The sequence below is a fragment of the Corynebacterium sp. HMSC30G07 genome (genome assembly GCF_001806945.1).
Taxonomy (GTDB): domain Bacteria; phylum Actinomycetota; class Actinomycetes; order Mycobacteriales; family Mycobacteriaceae; genus Corynebacterium; species Corynebacterium riegelii.
This window is the reverse complement of the sequence record NZ_KV786449.1, coordinates 168,910-191,570: the sequence shown is the minus strand read 5'-3', so window position 1 is coordinate 191,570 and position 22,661 is coordinate 168,910. Positions and strand designations below refer to the sequence as shown.

Genomic DNA, 22,661 nt, shown 5'->3' with positions numbered 1-22,661 from the left:
ATCCAAAAAAGCACACATTTTGTCGCTTAACCCGAGATGGTGTTGTTACCTGGGGGAATGGGGGTCAGAATGCAGTAATTCCGGAAATCTTTCGGTGGCTGGCCAAAGCTCTCTAAAACACAAGCGTTATAACCCTTATAAAAATGCCGATTAACCTGCCGATTTGTGTTTAGCTCACGTATCGGGTTAATCTTTCCCAGGCTTCAACGGAGCGGGTCACACCGAAAGGTGAGGTCCACAACATAGAGGCTGTGCCCCCTTAGCTCAGTCGGCAGAGCGTTTCCATGGTAAGGAAAAGGTCATCAGTTCGATTCTGATAGGGGGCTCTGCTGTTTGTTACGGTATCTACCTAGCAAACGCATGGCGGTGTAGCTCAGTGGTAGAGCAAGCGACTCATAATCGCTGTGTCGCGAGTTCAATTCTCGCCATCGCTACGTAACTCGGTTACGCGGCTAGTTTTGGCCGCGTGGTAGGGTCTAGGTGCATTTGCACTCTAGGGGCGTGGCGCAATTGGTAGCGCAACGGTCTCCAAAACCGTAGGTTGCAGGTTCGAGTCCTGTCGCCCCTGCCAGAACTTTCAAGTTGGAGGAGTTCTCTTGACTAACCCGAATGGTCAGACCCCCGCACAGCCGACCGGTAAGCGTCAGCTGCACGGGGCAACTCCCGTTTCCTCCGAATCCTACGAGGATAAGCACGGCTCCAAGCGCGCGGTTGCAACCGCTGACGATGATGAGCACGTAGCCGGCGGTATCGCAGCGTTCCCGGGCGAGGTGGCCCAGGAGATGAAGAAGGTCATCTGGCCTTCGCGCACCCAGATGCTGAACTACACCCTCATCACGTTCGCGTTCCTGATCATCCTGACCGCGTTTATGTCGGGCACGGACTGGCTTGGTACGCGTCTGGTTGAGTGGGTGCTCATCCGTTAGCTATACTGCACTTTGAACGTTTTCCCGCCACCTTGGCAGCAAGCCAGGGGAGGCGGGATACTTTTTCGCTAAGTCACCACCACGTGGGTGGGTAGGCTGGTGGGACAAGTAGGCGTCGGTAAGCAACAAGCTCTAGAAGATGGAAAAGCGAATGGATACTGAAAACCAGAACCTGAACGAAGCTGAACTCGAAGTCGAGGACAACCAGGAGATGATCGGCGAGGGTGCACCGGTGGAGCCGGAGACCGAGCCGCTGGAGCAGGAAGCCGCCCAGGAGGCTGACGCTGACTCTGAATACCGCGCTCGCCTGCGCGAATACACCCGTGAGCTGAAGAAGCAGCCGGGTGACTGGTACATCATCCAGTCCTACTCGGGCTACGAGAACAAGGTGAAGACCAACCTTGACATGCGTATTCAGACGCTTGAAGTGGAGGACTCCATCTATGAGGTTGTCGTGCCCATCGAGCAGGTCATGGAGAACAAGGACGGCAAGAAGAAGCTGGTCAAGCGCAAGCTGCTGCCGGGCTACGTGCTTGTTCGCATGGACATGAATGATGCCGCGTGGTCCGTGGTGCGCGAGACCCCGGGCGTGACCAGCTTTGTGGGTAACGAGGGCAACGCGACGCCGGTGAAGCACCGCGACGTGGCGAAGTTCCTCATGCCGAAGGTCGCCCCGGTTGAGGGCAAGTCCAACGCGAACGAGGACGGCGAGACCGTCATCGCTATGCCGGAGGAGCAGACCAAGCAGCAGCTGGCACACGACTACCAGGTTGGTGAGGCCGTGACCATCCTGTCCGGCGCGCTGGCAAGCGTTTCTGCGACGATTAACGCGATTGATCCGGAGACCGGCAAGATCCAGGCCTTGGTGTCCATCTTTGGCCGTGAGACCCCGGTGGAGCTGACCGCCGACCAGATCGAACGCATTATGTAGGGCTGTTTTGCTTATCGACGCTTAAACCGCGTAACCTTAAACGCCGTCCGTCTTTTTCGGGCGGCGTTTTTCATTCGTTCATCCCCGGTTGCTGGGCTAAACCCGGAATCCGGAAGGGCGCGAGCTAAACATCGTGGCTGCGTCCTGTACCAAGGAATTGAGGTAATTCGATGGCTAAGAAGAAGGTCACCGGCCTGATTAAGCTTCAGATCGAAGCTGGTATGGCTAACCCGGCCCCGCCGGTTGGTCCGGCACTTGGTGCCCACGGTGTGAACATTGTTGAGTTCACCAAGGCATACAACGCTGCAACCGAGTCCATGCGTGGCAACGTTGTCCCGGTCGAGATCACGGTTTATGAAGACCGTTCCTTCGACTTCATCCTGAAGTCCCCGCCGGCAGCGAAGCTCCTGCTGAAGGCTGCTGGCCTGCAGAAGGGCTCCGGCGTCCCGCACACCCAGAAGGTTGGCAAGGTCACCTGGGAGCAGTGCAAGGAAATCGCTGAGACCAAGAAGGCTGACCTGAACGCTCGTGACATCGAGGCTGGTGCGGCGATCATCGCTGGTACCGCTCGCTCCATGGGCATCGAGGTTGAGAAGTAAATAACGACGCACTTGTGCGTAAGTGGCAGGGCCAAGCCAGGCCCGCAGACCACAACTCCTGAAAGGAACCCAACATGGCTAAGAAGTCCAAGAACTACAACGAGCAGTTTGCAAAGGTTGACCGCGACAAGCTGTACTCCCCGCTGGAGGCTGTGAAGCTGGCGAAGGAGACCTCGTCTGCTAAGTACGACTCCACTATCGACGTTGCAATGCGCCTGTCCGTTGACCCGCGCAAGGCTGACCAGCTGGTCCGCGGCACCGTGAACCTGCCGCACGGCACTGGTAAGACCGTCCGCGTTGCCGTTTTCGCTGAGGGCGAGAAGGCTACCGCCGCTAAGGAAGCTGGCGCTGACATCGTTGGCACCGACGAGCTGATCGAGCAGATCAACGCTGGCCAGCTCGACTTCGACGTGGCTATTGCTACCCCGGACCAGATGGCCAAGGTTGGCCGTGTGGCTCGTGTGCTTGGCCCGCGTGGTCTGATGCCGAACCCGAAGACCGGCACCGTTACCCCGGACGTTGCAAAGGCTGTTGAGGAGTCCAAGGGCGGCAAGATCGCTTTCCGCGTGGACAAGGCGGCTAACCTGCACGCTCTGATTGGTAAGGCGTCCTTCACCCCGGAGCAGCTCGCTGAGAACTACGGCGCTCTGCTGGATGAGGTTCTGCGCCTGAAGCCGGCTTCTGCCAAGGGTGTCTACCTGAAGAAGATCACCGTTTCTGCAACCCAGGGCCCGGGCGTTCCGGTTGACCCGTCCGTTCAGAAGAACTACGCAGAGGCATAAGCTTTACGGCTTTTAGAGCTTCTAGGCTTTTCCAGCGCCCCGGCGCCAGGCTTTCATTGTCTGGGCCGGGGCGTTTTGGTGTTTTCGGGGTTGTTGGGGTGGTTTTGGGGTGGTTTGGGGCGCCGCTGGCGGAAATCCTGACAAATTCGACGTGACCCCCGGCCCGGTTTGGCAAACTTGCAGGTCGCGAAAGCTCACGCTGTTCGACGGAACATATTTGTCAGGCGCTGGCGGAAATCCTGACAAATTCGACGAGCGGCCCTTAGTGATCTGACTAGGACCTGGGGAAACGCAAACTGCATCGTCAACTTTGTCAGGGGGGTAATCAGACGGGACCCGAGCTGGCGCTTTTGCATCGGCGCTTAATGAAAGTAGTATTCGTTAAGTGTTGAGAACAGTTCCCAATAAGGTGAAGGCGCTCTGGCTGGTGCCTGTCATTGCTGTCGTGCTGGCCATGGTGTGCATTGCGGCGTTTCCGGCAGGGGTGGCTAAAGCCGATACGCAACGCTTCGACCGCGGACACATTGACGCATTTAACGTCACCGCTAACGGCAGCGATCTGACGCTTGATCTGCAGGAAGATGTGACGGGGAGTCATGTGCGTCGTCAACCGGAAAGTGTGGAGCTGATCGTTGGGGAGGCGGCGTATACGGAGGAGACGGTAAACGTCGCAGAGATCGCCACTGCCGGCTACCTGCTTCCACAGACGCAGCGTTCTGATCTGCTGTGGCCGGGTTGGGACACCCAAGGCGTGCGCGAAGGGGGTTTCGGGCGCGTGGATCTGGAGTTCTTAGAGGTCAGTGGCCCTGGCGAGGTTTACCTGTTCCAGACCGGCAGCTTCGGCTCGTTCCAGTCAGTCCTGGATGGTGGGCAGGCGAAGTTGGGCAGTGGTGCTCGCATTGTGCAGGAGGAGCCGTCCCACGTGCACGCGAACTGGCTGTTTACCCAACCCGGTGTGTACACCATGCGAGTGGTGGCGAAGGCCGATGGTGTGGAGTCGAACCAGGCGGAGTACACGTGGCGAGTCGGGGATGGTGCAGCGACCACCAACACAAACGCCGAGGTTGAAAACCGTGCCAGCGAGCCCGCACCAGAGGCCCCAAAGCAAGAGGCCCCAAAGCAAGATGCTCCAAAACAAGATGCTCCAAAACAAGAGGCGCCAAAACAGCAACCACAGCCACAGCAGCAGGCGACGAAGTGCACGGCCACCCTGCGTCCGATGATCAAGGATGACCGCAACGTGCCGGCCACGTGGACGCGTCCGGAGGACTTGGTGTTTGGGCTTGGTCAGGCGGCAGAGGTGGACTTACCGCAGGCGGTCGGCCCGGTGCCGGCTGGCAAAGCGTGGATGATTGGTGCGACGCAGCAGGATGGCGTTCCGTGGCTTGGTGCGAACACGCAGCATGAGAGCCTGATCGCGCAGACGACGGGCGATGTCACGTGGGAGATTACAGGCTTTGACGGGCCTGGTTCCATGGTCGTGTTCACCCAGGGTGGCTTGGGCCAGGTGGTGGGCGAGCAGTGGTTTTCTGCGGGCAACGGCAAGCTCGAAGGCCACCACACTATTCCGGCGAATTCACACGTGCACCCCAACTGGGTGTTTTCGGCATCCGGGTCGTATCGGGTGAAGATTCGCCAGACTGCCACCACCAAGGCCGGTGAAAGCGTCAGCGGTGAGGCGGTGTTGACGTTTAACGTTGGTACCCCGGGTAACGCCGATAGCGGCCACTTTGATTTCGGTTCGATGTTTGATCCGGAGGGCAGCTGCGCCGCAGCAGCAGGCCAGAACAGCGGCAACAACAACGGCAACACCACAGAGACCCGTCCGGACGCCCTCGCGGAGACCGGCACCACTGTGATGACTGTGCCCTTTGCCATCCTTGGCCTGGGAGTCCTGGTCTTTGGCGGCGGCATGATGTGCTTGGATTCGGCGTTGCGTCGTAGGTTGCTGGGCGCGTTCGGGGCGGGCCAGTGAGTGTGAAAAACGCAGCTACGGCTGTATGCATCGGCGCGAGTATGTTGCTTTGTGCGTGTGCCCCAGCCGAGTCGGCCACCGGTGGGGGAGATGGTGGGAGGTTGGGCGTGGTGGCGTCGACAAGCATCCTGGCGGACGTTGTGCAGAATGTGGCGGGCGATGCTGCCGAGGTGACCTCGCTGATACGGCGCGGCGCGGACCCGCATAGCTATGAGCCGACGCTGCACGCTACGCGCGACATTGCGTACGCCGATGCGGTGTTTACCAACGGGTTGCTGCTGGAGCCGCAGGCGCTGACCCGCACGATTGCGTCGACGGCGCGGCCTGACGCGCATGTGGTGGCACTGGCGGAGCAGACCCAGCGCTACGGCTATGCGCCGATTCCGCTGGTGGAGGACGCCAGCCTGGACACGGTGTGGCTGGGGTTGCGGTTTGAGGCGGACCTTCCGGCTACGACTGTGTCGGAACTTTCGCTTATCAGCGCCACCGGCCCCGGCAAAGCCTTCGCCTTCATCCTTGGTACGTTTGGCACTCCGGAGTTGCTCTTTGACTCCGACGGCGGTTCCACCATGCTGCCGGTTGGGGCGCACACGCACGTGAGCTGGGCGTTCTCGGCGCCGGGGGTGTATGAGTTGCGCTTGAAGGCGTCGGTAAAAGACGCAGTCAACGCGCCGGAGCGCAGTGCCGCCGAGGGGGCGATCACGGTGGTGGTGGGCCAGGACCCGGCGCAGGTTACCCCCGGCAAGTTGGCGATTGAGCACGGGCACGTGGACATTGCCACGCGTGTGGACGAGGCGGGCACTCACCTGACGCTGCACTCTGATGAGCACGGCGAGATCAACCCGGCTGACGCGGTGGTGGTGGTGCCTACGACAACGCTGCAGCCGATCCCGCCGCAGCGCGAGTTCCGTTTCTTAGGTAACCCGGATGATGAGACGTACCTGCTTCCGCAGGCGGTGCTGGGCCGCCACGTGCACGGTGAGCTGGACCCACACATTTGGCACGACCCGGCAGCCATGAAAGCCGTGGTGGATGTGGTGCGCGATGAGCTTTCCGCCATCGACCCGAAGCGCGCAAGCCAGTTCGCGGCGAATGCGAAGCGCTACCAGGAAGAGCTCGATGAGGCGGATCGGACGGTGCGCGCCTTGTATGAGCAGATCCCGGAAACCAACCGCAACCTGGTTACCACCCACCACGGCTACGCCTACCTGGGGCGTGCCTATGGGCTGCGCATCGCGGGCTTTGTTACCCCGAACCCGAGTGTGGAGCCAAGCCCGCGCGACCTGCTGGCGCTAACCCGCACGCTGGAAAACCTGGATGTGCCGGCTGTGTTTGTGGAATACGGCAGTGAGCAAGAAACGCCGGTGCTCACCCAGACGGCGGCGATGCACGGGGTGCGGGTGTGCCCGATCTGGGGCGATTCCCTCGACCCGCCGGGGCAGGGGCCTGCGCAGACGTATGTGGAGTTTGTGCTGGCCAACGGGGAATCAATAAGCAACTGTTTGAAAGGACAATAATGAAAAAGATTTCAGCACTCGTTACCGCAGCACTGATCGCAACGGCACCGGCGGCAGCATTAGCGCCTGTAGCCACCGCTCAGGTGCAGGACAATAACCCGGCGCTCCAGCAGGTGGTGGAGGCCAATGAGGCGATCGCCCCGCTGGGGGAGCGCACGGTGATTAGCGCAGGCCACGCCGATCTTGGTGCCATGTTTGTAGACGGTCAGCTGCAGTTCCTGGTCCGCGACGACACCCACACCCCAGCAGTGTGGCGTCACCTGGAGGACGTGGTCTTTGAGGTTGGCGACGCCGCGAAGCAAACCCTGCCGGAGACCAACGATTTCGACTTCACCGGCGCCAAGCCCGGTAGCGACGTATGGGTAGTACCCCAGACGGAGGTTGCCGGCGTGCCGTGGTTGGGGTGGAATACGCAGGCGCCGTCCTTACTTGAGCGCTCCACGAGCGGCATGAGCCTGGAGTACGGCGGGCACAGCGGCCCGGGAAGCTTCTCCCTGTTTGTGCAGCCGGGTGGTTTCCATGAGCCGCAGCAGCTGTGGAACTCAAGCGCTTCCGGCGCGCAGTCCATGTGGGTGGAGCCGAACACGCACACCCACGCCAACTGGGTGTTCACGGAGGCCGGCGTGCAGCTGGTCAAGGTGCGCGTGAACGTGGAGGACACCGAGGGCAACGTGCACACCGATGAGCAGGTGTTGCGCTTTGCCGTATCGACGGATGCGAGCCAGGCCTTTGACACCCAGTTCAAGGCAAGCGACGGGGCGCAATCAAACACAAGCTCCGGGCTCATCGCTGGTGTAGGCATCGGTGTGCTGATTTTGGCGGCACTTGCCTTTGTTCTGGTCAGGGGGCGGAAGAAGTGAGGCCGCACGCCATCACAGTGCGCGACCTGAGCGTGTCCTACCCGGGCCGCGAGGTGTTCCAGGGTGTGAATCTGACGCTGCGCGGCGGCGAATTTACGGGGCTGCTCGGGCCGAATGGTGCGGGTAAAACCACGCTCATGCGGGCCATGTTGGGACTGGTTCCCGCTGAAGGCACGGTTGAAGTTACCGGCTCCCGCGCGATCCGCAACGTGGTTGGCTATGTGCCGCAGCGCCACAACGTCGCTTGGGATTTTCCTATCGACGTCTACGCCGCCACCCTCAACGCCACCTTGGGCCAGCGGCCGTGGTACCGCCGCGCCGGCGAGCGCGAGCACACCTGGACACAGCGCGCACTGAAGATGGTGAACCTTGCTGACCTGGCAGATCGCCCGATCAGCGACCTTTCCGGCGGCCAGCGCCAGCGCGTGCTCATCGCGCGTGCTTTGGTGCGTCGCCCGCGCATGCTGCTTCTGGACGAGCCCTTTACCGGCCTGGACATCCCCACCACCGAGCATCTTCTGGAGCTGTTTCGCAAGCTTGTGGACAAGGGCTTGGGCGTAGTCATGTCCACCCACAACATCGCCGAAGCCGTCGATGCTTGCGACCGCCTCATCTTGTTCAAAGGGGGAGTGGTGGCGGATAGCCAGGTAGATCAGCTTGATAGCGCCGCGCCGTGGATGGACACCTTCTCTGTTGCCGAAGACTCGCCGTGGTTGCGCGGAGTACGCACGCATTTGGAGGCTAACTTTGCCTAACCTGTTGCCCGAGATTTCCTTCCTGCAGTTTCTTGCAGACATGGCCAACCCGCAGCTGGCGTTTTTGCCGCGCGCGCTTTTGGCCGCGGTGATCGCCGCGCTGCTGTGCGCGGTGGTCGGTTGCTTTGTGGTGCTGCGCGGGATGGCGTTTATTGGCGACGCCGTCGCCCACGCCGTCTTCCCCGGCATCGCCGTCGCCTTCGCCTTGCAGACATCAGTGCTGCTCGGCGGGGCGGTGGCCGGTGCGCTGGTGGCGGTGCTGATCGCCGTGATGTCTCAACGCCGCACGATTAAAGAGGACTCCGTCATCGGCATCGTGTTCACCGCCGCCTTCGCCGTGGGCCTGGTGATCATCTCCCGAGTGGAGGGCTACACCGCCTCTGTCAGCTCCTTCCTTTTCGGCTCGCTGACCGGCGTGAGCACGCGCGCCCTGCTCATCAATGCGGTCGTGGGCGCGCTGATCGTCGGCGTGGTGATTGTGCTGCGCCCCTGGTTCACCGCCGTCGCCCTGGACCGCGAAACCGCTCGTGCCATGAACCTGCCCGTCGCAGCGCTAGACCTAGCGCTGTACTTAAGCGTCACCTTCGCCGTGGTGCTTGCCGTGCAGACCGTGGGCAACATCCTGGTCGTAGCACTCCTGATCACCCCGGCCGCCGCCGCGCGAATGTTCACTGACCGGCTGGAGACCATGATGCTCATCGCCGCCGCAATCGGCACCATCGGCAGCGTGCTCGGCGTGTGGCTGGCGTGGGCGTATGACTCACCAACAGGCGCAACCATCGTCTTATCCCTCACCGTCCTGTTCGCGCTGAGCTGGCTGTTTGCCCCAGCACGTGGCGTACTAGCAAAGGCGGTGCACGCATGAAGCGCCTTCTAGCAGCAGCGTTTATAGCTGCGCTGAGTGTTGTTGGGGCGCCGGGCGCCCAGGCCAGCACGGAACCCAGCACTGAATCCAGTGCAGAGCACAAACCGGGCGCGCCGGGCCACAGCGTGACTCTGAACGCGGATGTGGACCATCCGTGCGCCGGCCGCAAGCTGCTCTACCACTCCCACAACGACGCCCTCTACGGCACCCGCTCCGGTGGCAAACTCGCGGTGATGGCGGTAGATGGCCAGCAGGTGACCACCCAAGACGCGGTGTGTTTCCGCCTGGCCCCGGATGCGGATGCAGACGGCAACGACCTGTCCAAGCTCACCATTCCTGAGGACGGCACCCTGGACTTCCTTGGCCCCCGTGGCAGCGAAGTATGGGCAGCGCCCCAAAGCGTGGACTGGACCGACAACTGGCGTCCCATCTGGTCAGGCCTTGGCGCTTTCGACCCGGCACACGAGTTGGACCCATCTTCGATCCCGACCAACTTCAAGGGCGATGTCATGCACTTCGACCTGGTTGAGATGGACGGACCCGGCGACATCAACGTCATGTTCACCAGCCGTGTCTCTGAGCCGGAGCGACTGTTCGACTCCTCCGATCCGGACATGCGCACCATCACCTACGAGGTCGGAGGCCACGGCCACTTCACGTGGACCTTCTCCAAGCCGGGTGTGTACGCCCTGACGTGGCAGGGCAGGGCCGAGCGCACGGATGGCAAAACTGAACGCTCCGAACCCGTCACCCAGTACTGGCTAGTTGGTGATGACGCTACCGTCGGCCTTCCCGAAGGCACCACCACCGGACTGCGAACGCCGAAGACTTCAACGCCGGAAACCAGCACGGCCCCGAGTTCTGCAGCGCCAACCACAGCGCCGACTACAGAGCCAACCGCAGCACCGACTGCAGCACCGACTGCGGAACCGACTGCGGCGCCGGTGCCGTCGTCAAGCAAACAAGCTCCCTCGCAGCGCGTGGTGATCACGGCGGGGCACATGGATATGGCTTTGGTGAGCGATGGTGGGCAGATCAACACCATGCTTGTCGATGACTCCGACCCCCTCCACCCCGCCCACCGTCCATCAGGCAGCTTCATTTTTGCCGTGCCGGATACGGCACGCACCAACCTGCCGGAGAGTGTGCGTGGCAGCTTCCCGGGCAGCCCGGAAGCGATGTGGATTCTGCCGCAGGCGCAGGACCGAAGCCTGCCCTGGCTGGGCTTTTCCACCACAGGACTGGCGGCAGATGCGATTGCAGACGGCAGCCGTGTCACCGTTGGCATGCGTAACGTCAGTGGCCCGGGCCGCATCATGACCTGGCACGAGGACCTGCGTGGTTTACGCATTGAGTTGGATTCCGGTGATGCTTCCAAGACCATCGAATACCCGGTGAACGCCCATGACCATCAGGGTTTCGGTTTTACCGAACCCGGCATGTACACGGCGACGTTCGTGTACTCCGGCACTACGCGTGCAGATACGGCGTTTGAGAAGGAACTCGTGGCACACTTCGCGGTTGGCGACGACGCCATCGCCAACGCCCACGCCAACCCCAACGGGTTTGGAGGTGGGGCAAACGGCGGCAGCCTGACGTTGCCGCAGGCGCTGGCTGGCGGGATTCGTGACATAGGCAAAGAGATCAAGAAGATCGGCGACTCAATCACGCCCACCTCACGCGCCAAACAACCAACCACGACGCCAGCCGCGAAACCGAGTGCGAAGCCGACGTCGTCCGCTGCTGCTTCGCGGCCGACCGCAGCGGCGCAGCCGACTGCCGCTGCACAGCAGACTGCAGCAGCGCGCCAGACCTCTGCGGCGCGCTCAGCAGCGCCGATCACCCAGGCTGCCGCTCGTGCGGCGCAGCCGACAAGCACTGCTCGTGCTGCCACTTCAAGCGCGACAAGCGCTGGCAGCGGTGCTCCCACAAGCAGTGACGCCGTCAACGCCGAGGCCCCCAACACCGACACCTTGTCCAGCGGCATGCATCCGACGCAGACGGGGGCAGACCCGCAGGCCGAATACGTTGCAGCTGGTACTTCTTCTACCGGCGGCGGGTTCTGGGCTGGCCTTGCCATTGGTGTTGGCGTGATGGCGCTCATTGGTGGGTGTGTGCTGTTTGCTGCAGCGATGAGTTTGCTGCGTAAGGCGGAACAAAGATCGGAACGAGGATCGGACCAAGGAACAGGGCAGCAGTGACAAGAAACACCTGACATAAAGCGGCCCTTCAGACGTGGTGAGAATTGATGCTTTTGGTATGGGTTTCCTAACTCGGGGCAGGCGTTGTTTCGTTCCGGAAGGTCTACCTTGACACTCGCGCAGTGAGTGGACATATTTATTAGGTAGATAACTTACGTTAGTGCGGAACCTCCCTATTCGCACCCGTCTTTCGAAAGCACAGGTCCATGAGCAAACGCGTCATTCGTTCCCTCGTTGCCTCCGTTGCCACCGCCACCCTCCTGGTCGGTGCTGTACCCGCGGTCCCAGTCCTCGCACAGAATCCGCCCGTGGCTGGCTCCCCGTCACTGGGGATCCCGGCTAAGGGTGACCTGCAGATCCACAAGATTATTGGTCTGCCTGGTAATACCGCGTCGAACGGTACTGTCCAGGACGTCCAAGGTGAGCCGGGCAAGAACATTAACTTTAAGGTCAGCCGCGTGGGCCAGGGCGGCACGGCGATTGATCTGACCACCCAGGACGGCTGGAACCAGATCTCCGGCATTGCGCTGCAAGCGGATGGCACGCTTCCTACTGGATTTGAAAAGGTCGGAGCCGAGCAGACTCAGGCAACCAACGACAATGGCCTTGCTGAGTTCAAGGACCTGCCTGCTGGTCTCTACTTGGTGGAGGAGCCGGGCGGCCAGTCTGCCGACGGCAAGGCCGTGACCCCGTCGAAGCCGTTCCTGGTTACCGTCCCGATGACTAACCCTTCGGGCGACGGCTGGCTGGACACCGTCCACGTCTATCCGAAGAACCAGGTGACCGAGGTGCCGACGAAGGAGATCACTGGCACCAAGGAGAAGGAAGGTGCTGAGAGCATGCCTGGCCTGAACCTGGGTGATCTGGTGAGCTATGCCGTCACCGCGACCGTGCCTGTGGTCTCCACCCCGACCACGGACCAGGACGGCAAGCAGGAGAACACGACTTCTCTCCCGGCGTTCTTCACCATCACCGATAAGCTGCCAAAGGAGCTCGGTGAGCCCACCAACGTCAAGGTGACATTTGGCGGAACCGAGCTGCAGGACACCCAGTTTGAGGTGAAGAAGTACCAGGTGGGTGACCGCTGGGTGCTTCGCGTGCAGGTCAAGCCGAATGAGCTCAACGGCAACAACCCCGTGGCAGCAACTGAGCTCAAGGTGGCTTTCGACGCTGAGCTGAAGGAAGTTCCGAACTCCCTGGACAACACCGCGTGGGCGCTGCCGGACAGCATCACCGAGGAAAACTGGGATCCGGAGAACCCTGGCAACACGAACCCGGGCACTCCGTCCGGTGACGCAACCTCGCCCGCGAGGATGAGCTTTGCGGATATTGCTGTGAGCAAGGTCGACGCTGATGACGCGAACACTAAGCTGGCAAACGCCGAGTTCCAGCTGCACCGTTGCGACGCCAACGGCAAGGTTGTGGGCAACCCGATCAGCAACGTCAGCGACCAGGCAACAACCACGTGGACCACTAACGCTGAGGGTGCGCTGGTGATCAAGGACGTGATGTACAACCTCGTCGCTTCGAACAACACGGAGACCGACCCGTGGACGAAGGTTGTCGGCTACGAGGACTCCACCCAGTTCTGCCTGGTGGAGACCAAGGCTCCGGAGGGCTACGCGCTGAGCAGCAACCCGATCCTGCTGACGTTCACCGCCCCGGTAACGGAAGACAACGTGGGCACCGATGTAAATGAGACCCGCTACAACGTCACGGCAGAGGTGAAAAACGCCAAGACCAGCGGCATTCTTGATCGCCTGCCGCTGACTGGTGGTGCTGGTATTTGGCTGATCATTGCGCTGGGTCTTGCGTTGGCTGCGGCGTCGATGGCGCTGAACCGCAAGAAGGCCTAATGCCACACGCGGCAGCGGCACATGTGACGAGCGGCATGTGAATGCCTAGGAAAGGAGGGGATCGGCCGTGTCAATCACGACCGTGGAACGCAAAGCGCCACGGAGGTCTGTGAACGGCCGTGGCCGAAACCTCCTGTCTGTGCTGCTGCTCATCGCAAGCCTGTTAGTACTTGCCTATCCGGTGGTGACCACTTACTACCAAAACGAAAAGCAGGTGAAGGTCGCTGATGCGTACCGCAACTCGACGGTGGTGGGCAGGGACTTCAGTGAGCTGATCGAGGCGGCCCACGTTTACAACCGGGAAAATGCCGGCGCGCCGATTCTTGATCCGTGGCTTGCGCGAGTGTCCAAGGATAACCGTCCCTACCAGGACTATCTGGAGCAGCTCAACGTCACCGGCAAGATCGGGGATCCGATGGGTGTGGTGGCTATCCCAAGCATCGACTCGAAGTTGCCGGTCTACCACGGTACGGACCAGCGGGTCCTGAACCAGGGAATTGGGCACCTGTATGGGTCTTCGCTGCCAGTTGGTGGCGAGGGGATGCATTCGGTGCTTACCGCGCACACGGGTCTGGCGCATGCGACGCTCTTTGACAACCTGACCAAGGTCAAGATCGGGGATCGCGTCTATCTGGACGTGGCGGGTGAACAGTTGACCTACGAGGTGGATCAGATCGACGTGGTGTTGCCAACGGAGATTGAAAGCCTCCAGCCGGTTGCGGGCGCGGATCTGCTCACGCTGATTACGTGTACCCCGTATGGGATTAACTCCCACCGCCTGTTGGTTCGCGGCCACCGCGTGGAAAACGACGCCCAAGCGGCCGCGGATGCGTTCAGCGCAGGTTCTAGCGTCCAGTGGTGGATGTACCTTGTTGCGGTTCTGATCATGGTGATTGTTGCGGCCTACGTTGTTCTAAGGAGGCGGAATGCGTACAAAGGCGTTCATCGTCGCACTCGCAGCCGTGCTGCTTAGCGCAGCTCCCGCCAACGCTGCCACGGTCAGCGTCGAGTTAGACCCAGGCAACCCATACGACGACGTTCCCCAAGTCAATGTGGACAATGTTGCGGTCACTCTTAGCGACGCCCAAGGTAACCACACCACCCTGCACACGGTTAACGGCAAGGTTGACTTCGGTGAGCTTGCTGATGGGCGCTACACGTTGAGCTTCCCGGAGAACCCGGAGTACCGGACCTCCAAGTTTGAGGTCCCCGTGAAAGACCCGAAGACGGGTGCGGAACTCGCAGGCGTGATCATCTACCCGAAGCCTGAACAACCAGGACCCACTGTGCAGCCGGGACCCACTGTGCAGCCGACAACGGACAGGCCAACAACGGACAGGCCAACAACGCAGCAAGCACAACCAACAACGGCCCGGCCAACTACAGCGAGGCCGACCACGCAGCAAACGCAGCCGACACAAGCTACGCGAGCCACACAAGCTACGCGGGCCACACAAGCAACGCAGGCAAAACCGCCCACGGAATCCCCTGCAGAGCGAGGGCGCTCAGGGATCCTGGCCAGCACCGGCTCGGAGCTTGTGTGGCTGATAGCAGGTGGCGTGCTCTTATTTGTTTGGGGTGCGCTGATGGTGGGGCCGGGTGGGCGTCGAAAAGCAGAAAATGCTCATGAGAATCAAGGAGGCGGGCAGTGAAACGAGGTAGCAAACGCGGCCTGCGCCCGGTAGCGCTGCTTGCGGCCCTGGTTCTTCTCATGGCCACCTGCCTGATTGCGCTGCCAGTGTTTAGTGTGACCACGGCGGCGCAGACGACGCAGGGCGACCCCTGGGATAAGCCACAAGATGCGCGCTATGGCAGCTCTTTGGCGCTGCTCACGGACGTTTCCTACGCGCACGGCGATGAATACACGTACCTGCACCCGACGCTTGAACACCGCAATCTTCTCAACGAGATTGTGATCAAGCAGGGGCTAACGGAACTGGGCGAGATCGACGCCTCCTCGAAGGTGGGCTTCTACACCTATGCCTCGACTTCACCGGCACCCCGGATGGAGCAGGGCGGCTACCTTCCTGAGACGCTTGTGCTGGGCCCGGACGGAAAACTCAGCCCGGCTGTGACCCAGATGCTGGAAAACCGCGTGCCGCTACTGGCAACTATTGGCAAACCTCTGGACGGCTTGCACAACATGCAGGCGGGCCTGCAGCGTATCAAGGAAGACATTGAAAAGGGCGCGCAGTACACCCAGGTGTTCGTGTTTACTGAGTTCGGTCCGTCGCTGACGTCTAACCCGGACGGCACGCCGAGACCGGGTTTTGACTCGGGGACGATCGAGCAGTCCGACATTGACCGGACCAAGGCCGCGATCGCCGAGCTGGCTGCGATGGGCGTGCAGGTGACCCCCGTTGGTGTCGGCGCTAACCACGATGACGAGAAAACTGGTGTGTCCACGGGCACAGGGCTGAGGAGTTATGATCCCTCGCCAAGAAATCCTCCGGCAGCGGGCGATAAATACGGCTTTGTCATTCGCAGTGACAGCGGCAGGATTATTAAGTACCTCACCGGCCCGAACCTGATGAAGGAACTTGCCTCGGCGAGTATTGACCCCAATTCTTACTACGGCGTGTGGATGGCCAACCGCACGATCACCACGAACAACAACGGCAATTACGGAGAAGTGTTTACCCTACGGGCCTTCGACAACCCTGGCCTGACCGCCAGTGTGAACGTGGTGGACAAAAACGAGAAACTTGTGGAGCGGGTGCTCAACCGCGAGGTGAGCATCACGCCCATCACCGGGACGGTTGACCCCCATCGCGTTCTGCCGAGCGCCAAGGATGGTTTTGCCCGACAGCCGGTTTATGCGCGCTTGCCTGCCAGCACCGCGAGGATGTCCTACACGCTGGATAAAACCACCAGCGTGCACAGCAACGTGAAGTGCTTTGAGCAGGCACCGGACCAGACAACCTGGACCGAGGTGAAAACGAACCTGACCACCACTGATAGCGCCGACGGCAAGAGCCAGGAAGTTAGCGTTAGCTTCCACCGCAAAACCAACTACGCCTATCACTGTGCTTTCCTGCAGCGAGAAACCGCTGAGCTGAAGATCGACGCGCAGATCCATGCCAACACGTACGTGTTGAGCCAGCTGAACGCGGAAGAGTACGGGCAGATGCACTTGGCTTACCGCTGTGTGGACACCGCGACGCCTTACTCCGCGGACAAGCCTTTTGTTGTTGAGGGCACGGTTTCGCCGATCCTCCTGCCGGGAACCAAGCTTGCTGAGCGCTACCCGGATCGGATTGCGCTGCCACATACCGTGGACCAGCGCGTCCCTGTTGGCGCGGACTGCACGATCACGCAGCTCAAGCCGCGCTACCGCAAGGACTACTTCACCACCAGCACGGCGTTTAGTCTCAACGGCGACGCAGTCGATTCCGAAATCAGCGCCACGCTGCCCGCGGGTGAGTTCCAGTGGTACCAGGACGGCACGTTGAAGCCGTACGCACCGACAGGAGAGTTTGCCAAGGATCACCCTGAGACCAAGTTCGAGATGACACCTGCGGAGCGCCGCGGTGCGAGCACGGTGCTTGTGACCACCACCTACAGCAACCCTGTTGCTACCCAGAAGGTGGACATCACCATTGACAACCCTGAGGTATTTAAGGGTGGAAATACCGATTTGGCGCCGAAGTCGGTGTGGGTGGAGTACTCCTGCCGCTACATCCCGGACGCCGGTGACCGACCGGAGCTGAACCCGAAGGATGAGGCCTACCCTCTGGTGGTGCCGACTGGTGGGGAGAACCCTGCCAAGGTGGACCTACGCCAGGTGGGCGACAAGCTGGTGGGGTCAGTAGAGCTTGGGAAGTTCCCGGTGGGTACCCAGTGCGGATATTCGCTGGTGGGCCAAGCGGTGGAGGGCAGCTCGGTGAACGCGCCGATTGCAGAGGGCTTTTCGATGAGCCCAGCCGCCTGGTCCTCCCAGGTGTGTATGAAACTGAACCGGGAAGATGACGGTTACACCGTTAACCCCCGACAGTGCCACGGCAACTCCACCTACCTCTACCCGGAGTTTTTCGACGATAATGACACCGCGACCATGGCGGCAACCGCCACTTTTGAGCGCAATACGCGACCGCTGAACATTACGAAGAACCTCGCGGGTGCCGCAGGCGGTGATTTCACAGCTAAGGATTTCCCAGTCACGTTGCGCTGCATGCAGGCGGGTGATGATTCCTGGACCATCTACGATCTGGAAGAACTGAACATCAACTCCGCGTCCGAGGTTGTGCGCAAGGTTCCCACCGGCGCGCGCTGTGAGATCCAGGAGAAGGATTCTTCCGGCGGCAACCCCGTAGATACTGACAAATACGACTTCAGCCTGCCGGGCCCGGTGAGTGTGCATATCCCGGACGGCTCCACGGAGGCCATCGACGCAACGGTGACCAACACCATCGAGGATCACTACGGCCAGCTGAACCTCTCTTTAACCCTGGACACCACCAACGTTGATCCGGGCACCGATGCCACCGGTGTCGACGGCACTGTCAACGCGGTGTGTGTGCTGCCGGATGGCGGCAACCTGAGGCTGGAGCGCGACCTTGGCCACGGTGATACCTGGATGCTGTTGCCTGAAGAGGACATCAACCCGCGTTATAGCGCAACCAAGGGCCTGCCCATCGGCACAGAGTGCACGTTCAACGTGCGTAAGTCTGCTGCCTCGACGAATGCGGAGGTAGTGCAGAAACCGGGAACCGGTGTGCCGGTTTCCCACACCGTGACCACAGGCCCACAGAACGTGGATTTGTACCTAGTTCTGGACGAGCCCACTGTGGATCTGGAGATTTTGCTGGAACGCGGACCGGTGCAGGTGAAGGACGCGGCGACGTACCTGCCCGAGGAATACGTGGTTAATTACTCCTGCATGCCTGAGGGCGGCGGGGTGCCACTCACGGGGAGCGAAACGATCTCAATGTCCAACCCGGTTCTTGTGGTGGACGGTGTCCGTCGCGGCGCAAACTGCACGGTAAGCGTGAGCGAGGGCGCGACCGCGAAGCCCTACGCTGAGGCGTTTACGCGCATGGTGGAATTTAGAACCGGTGCGAATCCGGATGCTCCCGTCCCCGGTGCCGGGCCTGAAGGCGGTTCGTTTACAGGAATCGTGAGCAGCGAGATTGAGGGCTCGCGCCTGTGGGTTGACGTTACCTACAACCCGATCATGGTGCCTCTGAACCTGGCCAAGAACGTGCGCGCCACCCTGGAGGGCGCTGCGCAGCCGATGGCTGCGAATGACCCGATCTACCAGGCCATGTTCAAGAACCCCGAGTTTGCAGCCAGCGTGAAGTGCATCCGCAACGGTGAGACCCTGGTGGACACCCCGGCGACGATGCGCGCCGCGTTGGCCGAGGATCCCGCCCAGGCTGCGAGCCTGCAGGTCCCGGCCGGCAGCGAGTGCGAGGTCACGGAGGCCCCCCGCAGCATCGCTTCCGCGGGCGAGGCGCAGACCAGCGTTGTAGTGAACGGTTCTTCGCCGCTCGACGCCTCCACCTTCACCCATCAGGTAGCCACCGGTGTGGGCGCTCTTCCTATCGACGCCACCTTTACCAACGCCTACACCATCACCACCGGCACGGTGCATGTGAAAAAGAAGGTGGACGGCACTGGTGTGGGGACTGTGAGTGCAGAGAAGCAATTCCCTGTGGACTGGCGTTGCACCCTGGGCGGTTCTGAGGTGGCCAGCGGAACGCTGAGCATGGGTCGCTTTGACCAAGCAGTGGACAAGGTGATCGAGGGCATCCCGCTGGGCGCGCAGTGCGAGTTGAGCGAGGACTACGAGAAGATCAAGGACCCGGAGGCCAACGATCCGGCGAACCAGCTGGATGGCTCCTACTCTGTGTGGAGCGCCCGCTGGACGGTGGATGAGAGCCCCTCCGGCTTCGGTGTTGAAACTCCTTGCGCCCAGTACAAGGACTGTTCCCCGGGCGCGCAGCAGCAGATCGCTACTTTTGCGGTGAACAAGAGCGAGTTCAACTACACCGCTATCTTGTGGAACACCTATGACTACAAGACGGTTCCGCTTGGTGTGACGAAGCAACTGGACCCGGATCAGGGCCAGAAGCTGGCGAACAATGAAAACGTTGGCTTGCGACCTGCCCGCGGTACGTTGACCTGCACCCACCCGCGCTTCAAGGTGCTTTCCGCCGACAGGCCGTACCTCAGTGACCCGACGATCACCGCACAGGTGGTCTTCCCCGCAGGCGGCGGCGCTGGAATGCTCACCTACATCGACTCCACCGTCACCAACACGGACCCGAACGCGGGCGGTGATCAGACGGTGACCAGGCCGGAGATGACTGTGCCTGCAAACTACGTCTGTACGTTTACGGAGGACGACCCGCAGATGCAGTTTGAAGTCGACGGTGCCAACGGCACCAAGATCGGCATCGGTGCGACTGTGGACACGACTTTCGCAAGCACCAGGCAGAACAACAACGGCGCCCCAGTTGCTGCTGCTGACCCGGTGGCCGTGCCTGGTAAGCGCGCAGCCGAGTTCGGCATTGACACGGCCTTGGTGGTGGACAACACAACCGTGGATGGTGCGGCCGCTGGTGACCGTCAGACCCTGGTGGTCGGCAACCGCTACACGCTCGACAACACGGCACTGAGCATGCAGCTGCGCAAGAAGTTCGGCGTGCAGGGCGATGTGTCCCCCTACCTGGGCGACACCATCAACCCCAACGTTGTGTGTACCGACCCACTGTTAGGTACCGAGTTTTCCTTCGCCCCGGCGCTGACGGACGGTGCGGATCCAACCGAGCTCGGCCGGGTGACTGTGGGCACCACGTGTGCAGTGACGTCGAACGCCGGAGCGCTGCGCGCTGGACAGGACTTCATTGAGCTGGGTGGCGAGGTGTTCCACCGCGATGGTGCTGGCGCGGAGGCGAAGGTGCTTGCTGCTGCGCCGATCGCAGATACGCTGCTGGTACAGCCGCTCAACCCCGGCGCTGACCTGGTGACATTTGAACCGAGCTACTTAGTCCGCCAAGTCCAGCCTTCGGTGTCTAAGGACTTTCAAGGCTTCAATGTGGGCGCGATCGTCCAGCCCGAGGACAAGTTCGACTTCAGCTATCGCTGTACGTTTGCAAACCTGGTGAACGGTCAGCCTGAGCCCTTCGCAAAGGAAGGCAGCTTCCAGCTTTCCCGCGAGAACAACGAGTGGGCTACCGAGGAAGGGATGCCGGTGGGCTCCGAATGCGTGATTGCGGAAGGGCCTGCGCCCGAGGGCGTTCAGCAGCTTCTCGACGCCCACAACGTACGAATGGTGCCCTACTACACCACCCTCGACGCCAACGGCGAGTCTCTCGTCCACCCGCTAGGCGCTGGTGTCACCCTCAACGAGGAGATGCCGAGCGCGTTGATCACCAACGGCATCTACCGTGATGACGCGGAGATCCAAGTACAGAAGGTACAAGCAGACTTGAAGACTGCCCTGGGTGGTGCGCAGTTTGCCGTCCACAGCGCGAAGCCAGACGGGACGCTTGGTGAGAAGGTCGCCGACATGGAAACCATCGATGGAGTAGCTGGCGAGGTGAGCAACCAGTTCACCACCCGACTGTCCCCGGGCACCTACTACCTGGTGGAAACCAAGGCTGCCGAAGGCGCGGCATTGCTGCCGGGTGCGTGGAAGTTCACCGTCACCGCGGAAAACAGCCAAGAACTGGCGGACCTACAGGTCTCCATCGCTGGTGTCTCGGAAAACTCAGGTCTTATCACCTTGGTGGAGGCGAAGCCGGAGAAGAACAAACCGGCCATTATCCAGGTAGCCAACGTGATGCAGGGCAAGCTGCCGCTCACCGGCAGTTCGACGCTCCTGCTTTGCTTGATCCTGGGTATCGGTCTTGGTGGCTCGGCCATCTGGATGCGCAACCGGAAGGAATAACGGGAAGGTGTAGCCGCCGGCTGGACTAGCCGCCGGCGGCGAATTCGCCGCCTGGAATCGCGGATTTGGTTACCGTGCGCAGGGCCGCTAAGATACCCACCTGAAGTTTGAACGGCTCGCTGAAAAGCGGGCTGAGCTCAAGTTTCACCGAAGACCGTCGGCTACTCCCGGCGAATATCAAAGGGAGTTGAAGGATCCTCGCAAGGGATCGGCCCACGCAGGAGAAACGTGGCTTTCCTTTCAAAGGTGCGCCTCGTGCTTCTGCACGGGGCAATTTTTATTGCTCCGGGCGGATACAACATGAAGAAGTATTGGAAGGAGGCGTGTGTCATGGCAAACCCGAAGAACGTTGCCGAGCTAGCTGCACTGAAGACGAAGTTCGCTGACTCGGATGCTCTGTTCCTCACCGAGTACCGCGGTCTGACCGTGGGTCAGCTGCAGCAGCTGCGTGGTGAGCTCGGATTTGATGTTGAACTGCACGTCGCCAAGAACACCCTCATCAAGATCGCTGCTGCTGAGCAGGGTATTGAGGGTCTCGATGATCTTCTGGTCGGCCCGACCGCTATCGCTTTCATCAAGGGCGATGCATCCGTGGACGCCGCGAAGACCATGAAGAAGTTTGCCAAGGACAATGACAAGTTCATTGTTAAGGGCGGCTACATGGACGGTAACGCTCTCGACGCAGCTCAGGTTGACGCTGTTGCTGAGATGGACAACCGCGAGACCACCCTTGCCAAGCTCGCTGGCGCGTTCCAGGGCTCTCTGGCGAAGGCTGCCGGCCTGTTCCAGGCTCCGGCATCCAAGACGGCACGACTCGTTGCCGCGTTGCAGGACAAGCAGGAAGCTGCCTAAACGGCAGGTTCCCACAAAAACTACACACCCCATATATCGGCCGTAATGCGGCCAAAGAAAGGATGCCATCATGGCTAAGCTCACCAAGGACGAGCTCATTGAGCAGTTCAAGGAAATGACCCTCATCGAGCTCTCCGAGTTCCTGAAGGAATTCGAGGAGGTCTTCGACGTGACCGCTGCTGCTCCGGTTGCAGTTGCTGCTGCTCCGGGCGCTGCTGGCGGCGACGCAGCTGCTGCTGAGGAGAAGGACGAGTTCGACGTTGTTCTCGAGGACGCTGGCGACAAGAAGATCGGCGTGATCAAGGTTGTCCGCGAGCTGGTTCCGGGCCTGGGCCTGAAGGACGCCAAGGAAATGGTCGAGGGTGCTCCGAAGGCAATCCTCGAGGGCGCCAACAAGGACGATGCAGAGGCTGCAAAGGCAAAGCTGGAAGAGGCTGGCGCAAAGGTCACCCTCAAGTAAGAGCTTCTTGCTTATCGACGTCACCCCCTCCCGTCGCAACCGCGACCGGAGGGGGTTTCGCGTTTCTGCTCTCTGCTGTTTCCGTGACCCCAGAAACCGCAACCCCAGGAACCGCAACCCCAGGAACCGCGCCCCTACGAACCGCGACCCCAGGAACACAGATATGCAGGGGAAGATATGCAGGTCTG

At 61.0% G+C, this 22,661-nt stretch carries 17 protein-coding genes and 3 tRNA genes; 19 read left to right on the top strand and 1 reads right to left on the bottom strand.

The annotated features are described in order from the left end of the window. The first annotated feature begins 253 nt into the window (after positions 1–253). The 17 genes from HMPREF3104_RS02330 (at position 254) to HMPREF3104_RS02250 (ending at position 21,161) form a co-directional block, all read left to right on the top strand. Positions 254–326 (top strand) — tRNA-Thr (locus HMPREF3104_RS02330). A gap of 36 nt (positions 327–362) precedes the next feature. Continuing rightward, positions 363–434: transfer RNA gene (locus HMPREF3104_RS02325), tRNA-Met, on the top strand. Between the two features lie 61 nt (positions 435–495). Then, positions 496–571, top strand: a tRNA-Trp gene (locus HMPREF3104_RS02320). A gap of 25 nt (positions 572–596) precedes the next feature. Next, complete coding sequence (secE, locus tag HMPREF3104_RS02315; protein ID WP_070493879.1) at positions 597–926, top strand: preprotein translocase subunit SecE; 330 nt, start codon at positions 597–599, stop codon at positions 924–926. Positions 927–1,077: 151 nt separating this feature from the next. Then, entirely contained in the window at positions 1,078–1,857 is a 780-nt protein-coding gene (gene nusG / locus HMPREF3104_RS02310; RefSeq protein WP_052205428.1) for a transcription termination/antitermination protein NusG, read from the top strand. A gap of 170 nt (positions 1,858–2,027) precedes the next feature. Then, positions 2,028–2,456, top strand: a complete 429-nt coding sequence (gene rplK / locus HMPREF3104_RS02305; protein ID WP_052205427.1) for a 50S ribosomal protein L11 — start codon at positions 2,028–2,030, stop codon at positions 2,454–2,456. 74 nt (positions 2,457–2,530) lie between these two features. Then, on the top strand, positions 2,531–3,238 hold the full coding sequence (gene rplA, locus HMPREF3104_RS02300) for a 50S ribosomal protein L1 (RefSeq protein WP_052205426.1): 708 nt from the start codon (positions 2,531–2,533) through the stop codon (positions 3,236–3,238). A gap of 385 nt (positions 3,239–3,623) precedes the next feature. Continuing rightward, complete coding sequence (locus HMPREF3104_RS02295; RefSeq protein ID WP_141738094.1) at positions 3,624–5,213, top strand: TIGR03773 family transporter-associated surface protein; 1,590 nt, start codon at positions 3,624–3,626, stop codon at positions 5,211–5,213. Between the two features lie 107 nt (positions 5,214–5,320). Beyond that, complete coding sequence (locus HMPREF3104_RS02290) at positions 5,321–6,730, top strand: anchored repeat ABC transporter, substrate-binding protein (protein WP_246816326.1); 1,410 nt, start codon at positions 5,321–5,323, stop codon at positions 6,728–6,730. Next, positions 6,730–7,590: a choice-of-anchor M domain-containing protein gene (locus HMPREF3104_RS02285; protein WP_070493875.1), complete on the top strand. Its 861-nt coding sequence runs from the start codon at positions 6,730–6,732 to the stop codon at positions 7,588–7,590. Before HMPREF3104_RS02290 ends, HMPREF3104_RS02285 begins: the two co-directional genes overlap by 1 nt. After that, positions 7,587–8,345, top strand: a complete 759-nt coding sequence (locus tag HMPREF3104_RS02280; protein WP_070493872.1) for an anchored repeat-type ABC transporter ATP-binding subunit — start codon at positions 7,587–7,589, stop codon at positions 8,343–8,345. The genes HMPREF3104_RS02285 and HMPREF3104_RS02280 overlap by 4 nt, the downstream gene beginning before the upstream one ends. A 40-nt stretch (positions 8,346–8,385) precedes the next feature. Next, entirely contained in the window at positions 8,386–9,210 is an 825-nt protein-coding gene (locus tag HMPREF3104_RS02275; RefSeq protein WP_052206463.1) for an anchored repeat-type ABC transporter permease subunit, read from the top strand. Beyond that, positions 9,207–11,411, top strand: coding sequence for a choice-of-anchor M domain-containing protein (locus HMPREF3104_RS02270; RefSeq protein WP_070493869.1), 2,205 nt, complete (start codon positions 9,207–9,209; stop codon positions 11,409–11,411). Before HMPREF3104_RS02275 ends, HMPREF3104_RS02270 begins: the two co-directional genes overlap by 4 nt. Before the next feature lie 206 nt (positions 11,412–11,617). After that, entirely contained in the window at positions 11,618–13,267 is a 1,650-nt protein-coding gene (locus HMPREF3104_RS02265) for a SpaH/EbpB family LPXTG-anchored major pilin (RefSeq protein WP_070493866.1), read from the top strand. Positions 13,268–13,334: 67 nt separating this feature from the next. Then, entirely contained in the window at positions 13,335–14,240 is a 906-nt protein-coding gene (locus HMPREF3104_RS02260; RefSeq protein ID WP_246816325.1) for a class C sortase, read from the top strand. After that, complete coding sequence (locus HMPREF3104_RS02255; protein WP_141738093.1) at positions 14,194–14,919, top strand: hypothetical protein; 726 nt, start codon at positions 14,194–14,196, stop codon at positions 14,917–14,919. The genes HMPREF3104_RS02260 and HMPREF3104_RS02255 overlap by 47 nt, the downstream gene beginning before the upstream one ends. Then, a complete protein-coding gene (locus tag HMPREF3104_RS02250; RefSeq protein WP_070493861.1) occupies positions 14,916–21,161 on the top strand; it encodes a DUF5979 domain-containing protein in 6,246 nt (2,081 codons plus the stop codon). The genes HMPREF3104_RS02255 and HMPREF3104_RS02250 overlap by 4 nt, the downstream gene beginning before the upstream one ends. A 25-nt stretch (positions 21,162–21,186) precedes the next feature. Here HMPREF3104_RS02250 and HMPREF3104_RS12855 read toward each other — a convergent pair whose 3' ends face one another. Then, positions 21,187–21,309 (bottom strand): hypothetical protein, encoded by a 123-nt coding sequence (locus HMPREF3104_RS12855; protein ID WP_256388250.1) that lies wholly within the window; start codon positions 21,307–21,309, stop codon positions 21,187–21,189. Positions 21,310–21,491: 182 nt separating this feature from the next. On the opposite strand from HMPREF3104_RS12855, the gene rplJ reads away from it, so the two are divergent. Together rplJ and rplL are read left to right on the top strand one after the other, a co-directional pair. Then, positions 21,492–22,013 (top strand): 50S ribosomal protein L10, encoded by a 522-nt coding sequence (gene rplJ, locus HMPREF3104_RS02240; RefSeq protein ID WP_052206462.1) that lies wholly within the window; start codon positions 21,492–21,494, stop codon positions 22,011–22,013. 70 nt (positions 22,014–22,083) lie between these two features. After that, positions 22,084–22,473: a 50S ribosomal protein L7/L12 gene (gene rplL, locus HMPREF3104_RS02235; protein ID WP_052205421.1), complete on the top strand. Its 390-nt coding sequence runs from the start codon at positions 22,084–22,086 to the stop codon at positions 22,471–22,473. Positions 22,474–22,661 lie beyond the last annotated feature (188 nt).